The 13,210-nt window shown below is 32.4% G+C and carries 11 protein-coding genes and 3 pseudogenes; 5 read left to right on the top strand and 9 right to left on the bottom strand.

What is annotated here, in order from left to right:
- The first annotated feature begins 224 nt into the window (after positions 1-224).
- Positions 225-584, top strand: a complete 360-nt coding sequence (locus tag Q9B79_RS16700; protein WP_306185994.1) for a hypothetical protein — start codon at positions 225-227, stop codon at positions 582-584.
- A pseudogene (locus tag Q9B79_RS16695) lies at positions 553-690 on the top strand (recombinase family protein); the annotation flags it as partial. The gene Q9B79_RS16700 and the pseudogene Q9B79_RS16695, both read left to right, overlap by 32 nt.
- 317 nt (positions 691-1,007) lie before the next feature.
- On the opposite strand, the pseudogene Q9B79_RS16690 reads toward Q9B79_RS16695, so the two are convergent.
- Both Q9B79_RS16690 and Q9B79_RS16685 read right to left on the bottom strand, forming a co-directional pair.
- A pseudogene (locus Q9B79_RS16690) lies at positions 1,008-1,305 on the bottom strand (hypothetical protein).
- Between the two features lie 136 nt (positions 1,306-1,441).
- Positions 1,442-2,023: a DJ-1/PfpI family protein gene (locus Q9B79_RS16685; protein WP_306185992.1), complete on the bottom strand. Its 582-nt coding sequence runs from the start codon at positions 2,021-2,023 to the stop codon at positions 1,442-1,444.
- Positions 2,024-2,165: 142 nt separating this feature from the next.
- Between Q9B79_RS16685 and Q9B79_RS16680 the strand changes: the two genes are divergently transcribed.
- Both Q9B79_RS16680 and Q9B79_RS16675 read left to right on the top strand, forming a co-directional pair.
- Entirely contained in the window at positions 2,166-2,603 is a 438-nt protein-coding gene (locus Q9B79_RS16680; protein ID WP_306185990.1) for an Lrp/AsnC family transcriptional regulator, read from the top strand.
- Between the two features lie 135 nt (positions 2,604-2,738).
- A pseudogene (locus tag Q9B79_RS16675) lies at positions 2,739-3,487 on the top strand (glucose 1-dehydrogenase).
- Positions 3,488-4,224: 737 nt separating this feature from the next.
- On the opposite strand, the gene topB reads toward Q9B79_RS16675, so the two are convergent.
- The 6 genes from topB to Q9B79_RS16645 form a co-directional block, all read right to left on the bottom strand.
- Positions 4,225-6,369: a DNA topoisomerase III gene (gene topB / locus Q9B79_RS16670; protein ID WP_306185988.1), complete on the bottom strand. Its 2,145-nt coding sequence runs from the start codon at positions 6,367-6,369 to the stop codon at positions 4,225-4,227.
- Positions 6,370-7,117: 748 nt separating this feature from the next.
- Complete coding sequence (locus tag Q9B79_RS16665) at positions 7,118-7,243, bottom strand: hypothetical protein (RefSeq protein ID WP_306185986.1); 126 nt, start codon at positions 7,241-7,243, stop codon at positions 7,118-7,120.
- Positions 7,240-7,737 (bottom strand): DinB family protein, encoded by a 498-nt coding sequence (locus Q9B79_RS16660; RefSeq protein ID WP_306185984.1) that lies wholly within the window; start codon positions 7,735-7,737, stop codon positions 7,240-7,242. Before Q9B79_RS16660 ends, Q9B79_RS16665 begins: the two co-directional genes overlap by 4 nt.
- An 18-nt stretch (positions 7,738-7,755) precedes the next feature.
- The gene (locus Q9B79_RS16655; protein WP_306185983.1) at positions 7,756-9,054 is read right to left on the bottom strand and encodes an MFS transporter; all 1,299 of its coding nucleotides are present in this window, start codon (positions 9,052-9,054) and stop codon (positions 7,756-7,758) included.
- Positions 9,024-10,385, bottom strand: a complete 1,362-nt coding sequence (locus Q9B79_RS16650) for a coproporphyrinogen-III oxidase family protein (protein WP_306185981.1) — start codon at positions 10,383-10,385, stop codon at positions 9,024-9,026. The genes Q9B79_RS16655 and Q9B79_RS16650 overlap by 31 nt, the downstream gene beginning before the upstream one ends.
- 554 nt (positions 10,386-10,939) lie before the next feature.
- The gene (locus Q9B79_RS16645; protein WP_306185979.1) at positions 10,940-12,223 is read right to left on the bottom strand and encodes an aminopeptidase P family protein; all 1,284 of its coding nucleotides are present in this window, start codon (positions 12,221-12,223) and stop codon (positions 10,940-10,942) included.
- A 189-nt stretch (positions 12,224-12,412) separates the two neighbouring features.
- Between Q9B79_RS16645 and Q9B79_RS16640 the strand changes: the two genes are divergently transcribed.
- On the top strand, positions 12,413-12,643 hold the full coding sequence (locus Q9B79_RS16640) for a DUF896 domain-containing protein (RefSeq protein WP_071757868.1): 231 nt from the start codon (positions 12,413-12,415) through the stop codon (positions 12,641-12,643).
- 50 nt (positions 12,644-12,693) lie between these two features.
- On the opposite strand, the gene Q9B79_RS16635 is transcribed toward Q9B79_RS16640, so the two are convergent.
- Positions 12,694-13,173, bottom strand: a complete 480-nt coding sequence (locus Q9B79_RS16635; RefSeq protein ID WP_306185977.1) for a CcdC family protein — start codon at positions 13,171-13,173, stop codon at positions 12,694-12,696.
- Positions 13,174-13,210: the final 37 nt, after the last annotated feature.

Genomic DNA, 13,210 nt, shown 5'->3' with positions numbered 1-13,210 from the left:
TTTGATTTTAATATAAAATTTATCGTTTTACAATAAATTTTTATTTTTTAAGATAATATTTTTATTGCATACTTCTATAAACATCAGTATAAACTACTTACAGTTTCTCTTAATTACTTTTTCCTCTTATAAAAAATAAAAAAGACCAATGTGATGCTACCCCATCTTAGAAATATTATTAAATGACAAAATATAACATCATACAGTAAAAGGAGCAATACTCTATGTTAAACCTTGTACATAACGAGACCCAACCTACATTCCTTGAGCGATTTTCCTTTGAAAATCCTGTTCAAAATGATGTTTTTATCATTGAAGTGAACAAAAAACATTTCTTTTTCGAATACGATGCTATGATTGATATAATCAAAAGATCAAACACCAAACAACAAGAATACGTTAAAAGACAGCTGCAAAATTATCGCTATTTAAGCCAGGACTTAAGGACTTGTTTACAAGAAATCGCAACAGATTACATAAGACGAATTTTCAGAGAGAACCCAAAAATGGAATGCAAGGTCGTACCCACACACTCCACCCAACACATGAACTATAGAAGAAACTTATCCAAAGTGGAAAAATGAAGAACTAACGGGAGTTAAGTTCATGGAGCTATTAGAACTAAAGAAAAATACTTTTTATAAAATAGTGAAAGACTATGGAGAAAATAAAGTAGCAGCTAACTTATAACGAATTGGAGCCGAAAGTTTCTTAGAGTAGAAACTTTCGGCTTCTTTTATATCGAAATTTGCTTAGCGTATATTTCCGTTAAAGTGTGGGTGGTACCCCCTCGCTATCAAGCTAAGCTCATACACCGTCAATTATAGTGAGGATTGTTTCTTTTTTCTAAAGGCTACGTGTAGGTAATTTAAAAACCCCTCAGGGATTAACGAATTCCTGAGGGGTTGCCTACGTGATATAACATATTTACAATTACGTTACGTTTAAGTTTAAAATACGCATCTTTTTCATTTACATTATAACAACCCTATTTAATTTTATAGGAATTATGCTTTTGATATAAAAGTCATTACTTGTTTTATAAACTCATAACCAAAATAACCACTAAATCCGAATAGGACTATTGCGGCAAATATAGATACCCTTTTCATAAAGGTTGGATTTAGAAAACGTCTAGTAAAATGAACAAAGCTTAAAATCTACAGTCATTCCTCCTATACCTACAAACCAACCATGTAGGAAACCATTTCTCATTCCTTGTTTAGTCATTTGGACTGTCATAGCACCTGCGGGTATTGCTAAAGATAAACCTAACAAAATATATGTGAAAAGTGTTATAATCATAAAAATTCTCCTATTATAAGTATTGTAGTAATCAAACCCTTTTTCTTTTTCCTCGGGTTCAGCAAATAGAACTAGAGCACGGCGACTTTTCACATTACTTCTAGCAAGCACCAAAAACTCATAAGAAGATAAATGCCTAAAATCCCATAAGATCCTTTACATGTTCAGCATTCTTTTTAGATGTTAGTTTTTCAAGTAATAAAAACGCAACATCAAAAGCTGTACCTGGATTTGAAGATGTAATAATATTTCCATCTTGAACAATTAAATCATTTTGTACTATTGCACCGAAATTCTTTAACTGCTCTTTTCGTATACTCGTTGGATGACTGTATGTGGTAGCTTTTTTACCTGTAAGAATTCCACTTTTACCAAGCGTTAATGATGCAACACAAATACTGGCAATAGGCTTCTGCTTGGCATAGAAATGTTGAATAACATGTAAGAATTCGCTACTGTATGCATCCTGATAAAAACCAGCTTCTTCAAATCCTCCTGGAATAGCTAGCGCATCAAACTCATCTAACTGAATATCATCAACTGTTTTTTCAGGTATGACAGTAAAATTCCAAGTACAGGTTAATTTATTACGAAGACCAACTGTTACGACCTCAGTTGATCCATCTCCCTCCCATTTATTCCAACCTAGTACATCTGTAAATACACTAGCTTCTACTGCTTCAAATCCGTCAGCTAATAATAATAAAACCTTTTTCATATCGTAAATCGCCTCCTAATACCCTTATTTTATACAAATATAGAAGGCCAATAAATAAGTTCAATAAGGATATTCGATTGTTTGGCTTTATTATATAAGGAATTTAGGTTATTCTATTTTATAAAAAAAGGTTGGATAATTTATGGATCAAATTGATAAAAAAATTGTGGGACTATTACAGTCAAATGCAAAAATTTCAATGAAGGATTTAGCAGAATCCGTTCACTTATCTTCTCCGTCAGTAACTGAGCGAGTACGAAAGCTAGAGGAACAACAAATTATTGAGGGTTACCATGCACATGTTTCTCTAAAAAAAATAAACCGTCCAATTTCTGCACTTATATTGTTTAAATCAAAGGATTGTAAATCATTAGCTAACTTTTGCTATAATCATCCAGATGTACTTGAATGTTACAGAGTAGCAGGGGAAATTAGCTATATTGTCAAAATAGCAACATATTCTGTAGAAAGTTTAGAAGAATTTATTGATGATACAATGCAATATGGTACGCCTTCAACGAATATCGTGTTATCTTCTTATGAAAAAAAGATAATTACTCCCTTTGTTAGTGAAGAATAAAATTACTAGCATAATCAATTAACTATTGCTTACGCAGAAGGATATAAAAAGGATTTGTATTAATTAGAGAAAGATACTTTTTGTATGTTATATGAAAAAATAAAAATGTGATGTTTTTTAGGGAGTGTAATTACAATGGATTTTTCTAATAAATCAGTAGTCATAACAGGGGCTGGAAATGGAATCGGGAGAGGAATTGCTTTACATTATGCAGAAAAAGGGGCCAATGTTATTTTAGCAGATATAGATGAAAAAGCAGGTACAAAACAGTTACTAAGATGAAAGAACAGGGTAAAGAAGCACTTTTCGTACAAACAGATGTAAGGCTCGAAACAGATATAGTTCGACTAATGGAATTAACTTATCAAACATACGGTCAGATAGATATTTTAATCAATAATGCAGGAAAAGAGTTATTCAAGTCTCCTTACGATGTTTCGCTAGAAGAATGGGACGATGTAATCAATACAAACTTAAGAAGTGTTTTCTTGGGCTCACGTGAAGCAGCAAAGTATATGCGTCATAACAAAGAAGGTGGATCCATTGTGAATATCGCCTCTACAAGGGCGATTATGTCTGAGCCAAATTCAGAATCTTATGCTGCCACAAAAGGCGGGATCGTTGCCATTACACATGCGCTTGCAGCCTCATTTAGCGAAGATGGGATTACCGTGAATGCTATTTCCCCAGGTTGGATTGAAACAGGAGATTATTCAAAATTAAGCAAAATTGATCATGAACAGCATCTATCAAAGCGTGTAGGAAAACCAGATGATATTGCACGAGCCTGTCTTTATTTAACAGCCAATGAAAATGATTTTGTTACCGGTATAAACCTTGTCATAGATGGTGGTATGACGAGGAAAATGATGTATGAGGAATAGACAGTAATCAATCAAGAAATACAGATTCGTTATCAATAAAACCTACTTTATCCAAGGTGATTTACCAAATCATCATGTGACTTTAAAATAAAGATGAACCGAAATTTCCTATCTCTAATAAAGAAGGGATTTCGTTTTTTTCTTTTGGGTTAAAAATCTGTTAGGTGATAATACAGTTATTCTATTGAAGAGTGCTTTAATAGAGCAGTGAAAAGCCTAATTTCTCATTTTCAAGCTATCAAATTTGAATTTTTAATATTGAAGTTTTCTTAAAGTTGTCAATCTACATTTTCCTGACGCTAGCCCTTATTAAATTTTGAGAGTTCCTTAGAGTATACAAATATTAAAATGTACATGCTACCCTATGCCTATCAGGCTAAGATTTTGAAATACCTCCAAGACGAAAACTTTATTTCTCCACAGTTGTCCATGAGAATTCAGCTCATTTTTTCGTTTTTGGGAACACTAATTCTTTAAGTTGATGGATATGTGACGGCACCCCTATTAGTAAAATCGATTGATATTCAGAACAATTATAGTAATAACACTTATTATAAGTCTTTAAATAAATTCTCTAGAAGCACCAAATATAAAAAAGAAAAAAGCATGACATCCAATTATCATGCTCTAGTCCTAAAATATAAAATTAATGTTTTTTTACAATGTGGAATCTTCTTCACATCTAACTTCTTACAAAGCTTTTTACTCAGTAAAACACCTTTTTTTGTTGACAACACTTAATTCTCAAACACAAAATTAATCTTATTATCTTTCCACTCTAACTTCGCATCAAATGTTTTCTCGCCTTTTTTAAAGCCTTTAATTAAATCGGTCTTTTCACCTTTTAAGAGCTTTGTCATGTTCTTTTGCGAAATTGTTTTACTTAATATTTTCTTTGAGATGGTAAAATCACATTGCGTTGTATTGTAGTTAGAACAACCGTAAAACGTTGACTTATCAATCACGTCGCCATCACATTTTTTACAACTACCAACCTTTTTACCAGTTGTAAATTTCGATCCTTTTCGCTCAATCGATTCAACGTGTAATCCAGTGAAATCCCATTTCTCCGACATTTCTACTGCATCTTCAATAATTTTAGCTGATAACTTTTTCGTTTGTTCCATAAATGTAGCTGGTGATGCTGTGCCTTCGCCGATTTCCGCAAGACGCTGCTCCCATTTCGCTGTCATTTCTGGTGAAGCTAATATTTTATCGCCAATTGCGGTAATTAATACTTTCCCTTTATCGGTTGCATACACTTGGTTTTTCTTCACATCTATATATTTACGATCTTTCAGCATCGTAATAATTCCAGCGCGAGTCGCTTCTGTACCTAAACCTTCTGTTTTCTTTAATACTTTCTCAAGCTCTTCATTCTCTAAATACTTACCTGCCGTTTTCATTAACGTAATAAGTTGTCCTTCTGTATAACGCTTCGGTGGCTGTGTTTTTCCTTCTTTCACTTTCACCTTTACAACTTTCCCTTGTTCACCTTCAGCTACAATCGGAAGAATTGTTTCATCATCTTTATCATCTTGGAAAATAACTTTACGCCATCCTTCTTGAATTTGCTGTTTTCCTTTTGAAATGAATTCAGCACGTTCATCTACAAGCGTTATAATCGTCGTATAATCAAAGATTGCAACTTCATAGTGAGCGGCAATCAGTCTTCTTACGATCATATCGTAAATTTTCTTTTCATCACCTGATAATCTGCTTGGGTTTGTAACTTGCTCTGTCGGAATAATGGCGTAGTGATCTGTTACTTTCTTTTCATTCACATAACGCTTATTATTCATAATCGATTCAACTGGAGCTGGTAATAACCCTTTATATTCATCAAACTGGCTTAACTTCTGCAAAATATCAGGGAACGTCGCTGCCTCTCCTTGAGTAACATAATTGGAATCCGAACGAGGATAAGAGACAATCCCTTTTTGATATAATGCTTGCGTTATATCAAGCGTCTTTTTCGGTGAAAATTTGAATGCTTTATTTGCCGTAGCTTGCAGTGACGATAAGTTAAATAAAAGCGGTGGCTGAAACTCTTTACGCTCCGTTTTCATTTCCTTTACTTCAGCCGGTTTTCCTTGGCAAAATGCCGCAATTTTATTTGCCATATCAGGGTCTTTTAAGCGAGATTCACTATCTTTCTCCCATTTCCCCTCATACTTCTTTCCTTCTATATTAAAGGTTGCGAACACTTCCCAAAACGGCTCTGACTTAAAGTTCTCTATTTCTTTTTCACGCTTTACGATTAATGCGAGTGTCGGTGTTTGTACACGTCCAGCGGAAAATACATCGTTCATTCCTTTTTTCTTTAGCAAAATACTAAAGACACGCGATGCATTCATACCAACGACCCAGTCAGCACATGACCTTGTATACGCCTCATAGTACGTATTAATTGTATCTGATTCATCAAGTAAGTTTTTAAACCCTTGGTAAATAGCTTGCTTCGTTAAAGATGAAATCCAAAGACGTTTCATCGGCTTTTGCACGTTACAGAGATTAATAATGTTTCGTACAATCAATTCCCCTTCACGCCCAGCATCACCAGCGTGAATAATTTCTGTTACCTGAGGATTATGTAACAGCTGTTTCACAACATTAAATTGCTTATACTTTGACTTTGTTACTTCAAATTGAAAACGCTCTGGAATCATCGGCAACGTATTAAGTGACCATTTTTTCCACTCGGCATGATAATGTTCTGGATTACATAACTGCATCAAATGACCAATTGCCCATGTACAGTACGCTCCATTTGGAAATAACTCATTTGCTTCTACTTCTAAATAACCATCTTTCCGGCGATATTTAAACTGTGAAACAAGAGCCAGCCCTTGATCTGGTTTCTCGGCAATAATTAATTTCATTTTATAACTCCCTATCTGTATTCCAGTGTTACTTTCATTGTCTATCTGTTTAGAAGCGATGATAAAACAACAATCTTATTTATCATTCGCGGTTTGTCTCGCAAATGTGAGACCTATAATATTATACGCTTATTCTTTATGGCTTCACAATAGGTTGAGTTATATATTACGTAATCCAGATTAAAACTTTACACTTGGTATAACTCTAATTATCCCTTTAAAGATTATCCACCTTTTAATTCTTAATCTATCATTTCTAAATTCGATGAATTCATACTTATAACATACTTTCAAACAATGCAGTGCGCCCTGAAAAACATACGTAGATTAAAATACCTAAATTAACTGTTAACCACCTTCTTTTAGAGGCAGAAACTTTAATTACCATTGTAATAATCAATAGGATAGTTTTAACGTGTTATCTTTTATTTCAAATTCCCCTTTAAATTCCGTACATTAATTTAAGATACCCTTTAAATCTGTTACATCTTCAAAACTTAATAATTTTTCATTGACCATGAATATTATATAACAAAAATTCAGGCCACTCTTTTATTACCAAAGGTATGACCCTAGATTGCTATAATTAAAAAGGATAATAATTCATACCATAAATAAACAAAAAACGAAGCCTAGTTACAAACTTCGTTTTTTCACCCTATCATATATTATTGGTGGTTGCCTAAAAGTACATTATTCAGTCACAGTTTTTTACACTTTTATTAACTTTACAAAAAAACCAGACATCTTACTTTGCTAATATACAATTGGCTTTTTCTAAATTTTTTTCAGAACTTTTGGCATCCTTTTGTACATAAACTAGATATTTTGTATACAAATATAATTCAGGAATCATTAAATCTACATACTTCATTTAACATTTCCCTCCTTTGTTATTATAGCTAACTCTTCAATTTGATTCAAATGATGCTGTTCATGTAACGCTAGAACTTCTGCCATGTATTTAATAGATATCTTACCCTCTTCTTGATGCATCGCCACTTTATCCCAATTATCTAGTTCATCTAACAACGAAATTGTTTTTTCTCTTAATACTTTAAATCTAGAAATTAAACACAATATCTCTTCTCTTTTATATTCTTTGTAATTTCTCACTAATACGTATTCTTCTGGATTATAAGATTCTAAAATAGGAACATTTTGAGAAAAGGTATCTTTAATTCTCTTCCCCCACACCTCTTCAGTATCATATAAGTGACCGATAATTTCAGAGGTATTCCACCCTCCTACTAAACGTGTTTTGAGTAAAACTTGTTCAGGCATTCCTTGAACCAACTCGTCTAAATTCTTCAAAGTTGTTTGCAATGATGTAATTATTTCTCTTGGCGTAAGATTCTGTAATTTCATATTCAACCTCCAAGCTAACTATGATGTAGATGTTACCTCTGATCTTTGTTGTTCATTTTCAAATCGGGTCCTAGATAAAATTTTATTATTTATAAGACTTGCAATAATTATAAAGCCTCCTATTCCAAAAGCAATCGTAGGAATAGATACTAAATCTCCTATAAACATCATTAAAATAAACGCTAAAATATACGAAATTCTTGATAAAGCAATCGATGATGCAAAAACTCGCCCCCGAACTTCAGGGTTTACGTAAGTCATAATACTAGTTGAACTTAAAACTTCGATAGGCCCATACCATAAATTAGCTAATACAACTACAATCAAAAATAATATAAAGTTATCTTGTTGATAAGAAAGACAATGTAATCCACCCAAAATTAATAAAGCTAAAGTAATCCATTTACGATAATATACTAAAGTAAATTCTTTTTTCTTAAAAAATGCTACTAGCGTCGCACCACCAATGATTTGTCCTAAACCGCTAGCCATGTGTCCAAGACCTAATCCAAAATTACCTGCATTAAAAAATTCTAAGATATATAAACTAAAAATAACGTATACGATCCCTAATGCAAATTCTCTTGCAACTAGTACCCATATTGCACTTTTTAATACAGGCATGTTTTTAATTTCTAATAGTCCTTCAGAGACTTGTTTAAAGTAAGAATCTTTGACCTTACTTGACTCAATTTTTTCACTAATCTTTATAAACATAAGACAAACTGCAGAGATTAAAAATGTAAATGCATCAATAAAATAAATCATTTTAATAGATAATATCTCTGTAACAAGTCCACCGACTCCCGTAGAAATAAGCATAACTGCGCTAAAACTTGTAGTAAGGATACTATTTGCGCGCGTTAAACTTTGTTGAGGTATCACTTCAGGAATAAACGATGAACGTGCTGGTAAGTACAAACCCGAAAATGATCCATTAATAATAAGAAGTAAATATAAAAAATATGGAGACACATTAGTCGAAACAACTATTACAAACCCAATTCCAATACATAAACGAGCAATATCTGCAATAATCATAAGTAAACGTCGGGAAAACCTGTCAATAATCGGACTGAAAACCATTGAAATAACTATTGTAGGCAGAATTGAACAAATAAATAATAAACTTATATGTGTAGCGTCTCCTGTTAATTTATAAATTAAACCAATTGTCGCGACTGTGCGGAACCAGTCTCCAAAGGCTGATAAATTTTGTCCAAATAGTAATAGTAGGAAATTCTTGTCCCTCCACAATACATATTTATCAACTTTATTTGTATTCACTAAACTTCCACTCCAACTGGTTCGTACCAATTCAATTGTTTCTGTAGTCCATTTACACTTTTATCAAAATATACTTTTTCGTTTGCAGGAATTAAATCTACTAGTATAGCAGGATACCAAGGTTTTGCTTCCTCTTTCAAAAGATAACAATCTTTCTCTTCAATGACTACCTCTAAGTGTACGAGAGAATTTAATTTAGCAATTATTTTATCTTTTTCTGGCATTTCCTCTATATAATGTTTCTCTAATCTCATTGTTTTCGGGAAAAATATAAATCTTCTATCATACGCATGATATAAACGTGACTTTGCAACGGCTAATCCTTGCTCCTTAATTTGTTCTATATATTTTTGTGTGTTCCCCTCATTTGCCCATGTAATACCTTGCATATATGTCACGGCTCCAGTTCCTAATCCTATACACTGGTCCTCATATCCACCATAAATAATCTCTCCATATTTAAACCTCTTTTCTTCATGTCCAGGTGCCATAAATGTATATACATACTTTTGATTCCAACCACTATTTCTAAAATGATTATATGTTATACGATTATATTTAATTTTTTCTGCAGGAGTAGGAGGCCTTGGAATACTACCTTTTGTTATTTTGTTTAACCACCCTTTTGAACATGCAATGTATTCTAAAGGATAGGCATCTATACTAGTTGTTCCCAATTCCATTACTGCATTTAAGTCATCTATAAGTTCTTTCTCACTCTGTCCGGGTAACTGATATAACAAATCTAAATTATAACTTTTAAAATATCGCTTCATTGTCTCAACAGTATGTTGTATCTGTTCATAACTTGAAGTTAAATTAAATAACTTTCTATATTTAGGGTTCAAAGTTTGTACTCCAAAACTTCCACGATTTGCTCCCCCAGCTGCCATTGCTGCAATTCTTTCTTCATCTGCTGTTTTTGCCTCACATTCAAACGTCCACTCATAGTCAGGTGACAACCTGAAATTTTTATTAATTGCTGTTGTTAACTTTTCTATTAGAGTAGGAGTAAGTACAGAGGGCGTTCCTCCACCAACAAAGATAACATCGAATGTTAAAGCTTGAATGACAGGAGATGAGGATAATAATTCCATCTCTTTAATAAGACATTCTACATACTCTCCAATTATAGGTTCATACTTTGTAGATTTAATAAATGGACAAAATGAGCAAATAGTATCACAAAAAGGTATATGAAGGTATAATGCTGTTTTTCCTTTTTTCTGACTTACCTCTGTTTTCCGCAACATATTTTCAACTCTACTTTGAGCATTTTCAACACTATCCTCCCCAAAAAAAGGGTATAAAAAATTCCATAACATAGGATGTTCTGGATAAATTTTTTGCATTATATTCATATCATTTTTTCCTACCTTTCAGTTCATTTTTTATAAATCATAGGGGCGTTAAAAGTAACGCCCCTATGATTTATCCATTAAAGTGCAATCCATTCAGTTTTTAAAGCAATCCACTCTCTTTTCATAATTATAGTTCCCCCTTCATTTTTATTAGACGATTTATTCTGAAATTTCAGTTTACTCCGTCTGTTTTTTATTATAATTCCTATTTTCCGAGTATTCTATACCTATCTTTTTTCTCAATAATTGTCTTATATATTTATAAAATTTAATAATAGTAAAATGATACTACGAGATTCCTATATATTTTGAAACTCCTTTGCATTATATATAAAATTAGTTATTTTTTACATTAATGTTTTTCTATAGTATTTGATCATATAAAGTAAATCTTTAATCAACCCTCACCAATCAGGATTTTTCGGGATAAAATATTGAACTTCTCATAATCGTGAAACCTATAGTATTTTTGAGCATCACAATCGAAACCTCCACTGTTTTAGATCTTAAAAAAAGAAAGACACTCAAAATTGAGTGCCTTTCCTTATCCACTGTTATTTTGAAACACTATGGATTTCCTTTACATTTTCATTATATACGCTCATAAACCCTTCAATCTCTTCAACTTCTCTAAAGATATCTTTTGACAAGTTTTCATGTCCGTCTTTCGTTACAAGAATATCATCTTCAATACGAATGCCAATTGATTCTTCTTCAATATAAAGACCAGGTTCAATTGTTATAACCATACCTTCTTCTAACACTCTATCTTTATATGTTCCTACATCATGCGTATCTAAACCAAGGAAGTGACTGACACCATGATAATAGTATTTTGATAACTCTTCATCTTCTTGAATTAAACCAATTGCTTTACACTCTTCTGCTAGTACCTTTTTTGTATGCTCATTTAATGCAGCAAACTTTACTCCTGGCTTGATGAGTTTCGTTGTTTCTTTCAATGCTTTTAATACAATATTATACATTTGTTTTTGGCGACTAGAGAATGTTCCATTTGCCGGGAATGTATAACTAATATCAGCATTATAGTAATCTTTTTGAGCGCCTAAATCTAGCAGTACTAAATCGCCATTTTGAATTTGCGCATCATTATCTTCATAATGAAGAACTGTAGCATTTTTCCCACTCGCCAAAATTGTATTGAACGCATGGTGCTTAATGCCAGATGATTTCAGTGTAAAATCAAATTGAGCTTCTAATTCATATTCCATCATGTCAGCTTTTGCATGCTTCAACACATTGTAAATACCACTTTTCGTTACAGCAATCGCTTCTTTAATAATTTCAATTTCTTCTTCTGTTTTAAATACTCGTAATTCACAAATGTTCGGATATACATTACCAATTGTTACATGTGGGTATTGTTCTCTTACATGTTTAGCAAATGCTAGCGTTTTTGTCTCCGTACCATTCCACTCACGACGCTCTAAATCTAAATATAGATGCTTCACATTTTCTGTGAAAAGTATATTTGACATTGTCTTTTCAAAGCTATCTAAATATACAACTTTCTTTATACCTGAAATTTTCTCTGCTTCTTCGTTAGAAACTGTTTTACCGACCCATTTCTCCATTACTGGATCTGACTTTTCAATGAAAAGTGTTTCTTCTACACTATTTCCAAACTTCTTCATCATGAAAATAACATTTGGTTCATCGATTCCTGTTACATAGTAAAAATTTCGATTCGGCACAAATTTATAATGTGCATCCGCTGACATATGAGGTGCTTGTCCAGCAAATAAAACAGTAATAGATTCATCTGGTAATGTGTTTACTAATCGTTCTCTATTTTGAGCAAAAAATGTTGATTTCATAATAATCCCCCTAGCGTTCTATGTATGCTTGTAAAACTAATTGTTCTCTGTTATTTATTTTATTATTGTTATAATTTTTCGTCAATTTTTAACCTTTTAGATGGTATTGACATAATAAAAATCAAGCGTTAAAATAACTATACATTAGTAAGCAACTAATATAATTAAATCAAATTAGAGGTGAAACAAATGAAAAACATTTTATTTCGTATTAACGAATTATCAAAAAAAGAAAAAACATCTGGATTAACAGTTGATGAAAAACAAGAACAACAAATGTTGCGTCAAAACTATACAAAAACATTTCGTGGAAGCCTAGATTCCATTTTATTAAACACAAAAATTGTAGATCAAAATGGTCATAACGTTACACCAGCCGCATTACAAGATGCTCAAATACGTTTAAAATTAAGCAAATGAAATTAAAGCTAAAAATACAATCGTATAAAACATAAAAAGAGCCGGAATTCTTATTTAGAAATTCCAGCTCTTTTTAGTGTATTTTCCAATTTAACATATGAGCGATACATAGCAATTCTCCACGAAACAATCATCGCAAATGCGAGTAAGAAAAACATTCCGCTTAACTCTGCCAAATCAATTGATTGGCTTAAATATGATTTTAACGTCACTCGTACAGCTAATAATCCGACTAAAATAAATATGAATGCTTTTGACGGTTTCATAAATATATGTTCGGCCCTTATTTCGAGCTTAGTTGTTTTAATTAGAAATATAGAGAAAATCAGTCCTACGCTAATTGCCTCAACTATTTCTAACGATGTTAATCGAAACTCTGGTAAAAAGTACATCATTGCGCCGGTACTCATAAAAATTGGCGGTAATATAATTTTCTTTTTCGTTATCGGTTTTTTCGCTGCTTTAAAGCGAAGAAACATTACCCCAACAGCCATACAAACTGCTACAATACTTGATAAAAGCGCTATCATACTTTCCACTCCTATCTATTTAAATGACTTTTTTAGC

Origin of the sequence: Bacillus sp. MHSD_36 (genome assembly GCF_030757775.1) — a bacterium.
Lineage (GTDB): Bacteria > Bacillota > Bacilli > Bacillales > Bacillaceae_G > Bacillus_A.
This window is presented reverse-complemented; position numbering and strand designations above follow the sequence as displayed.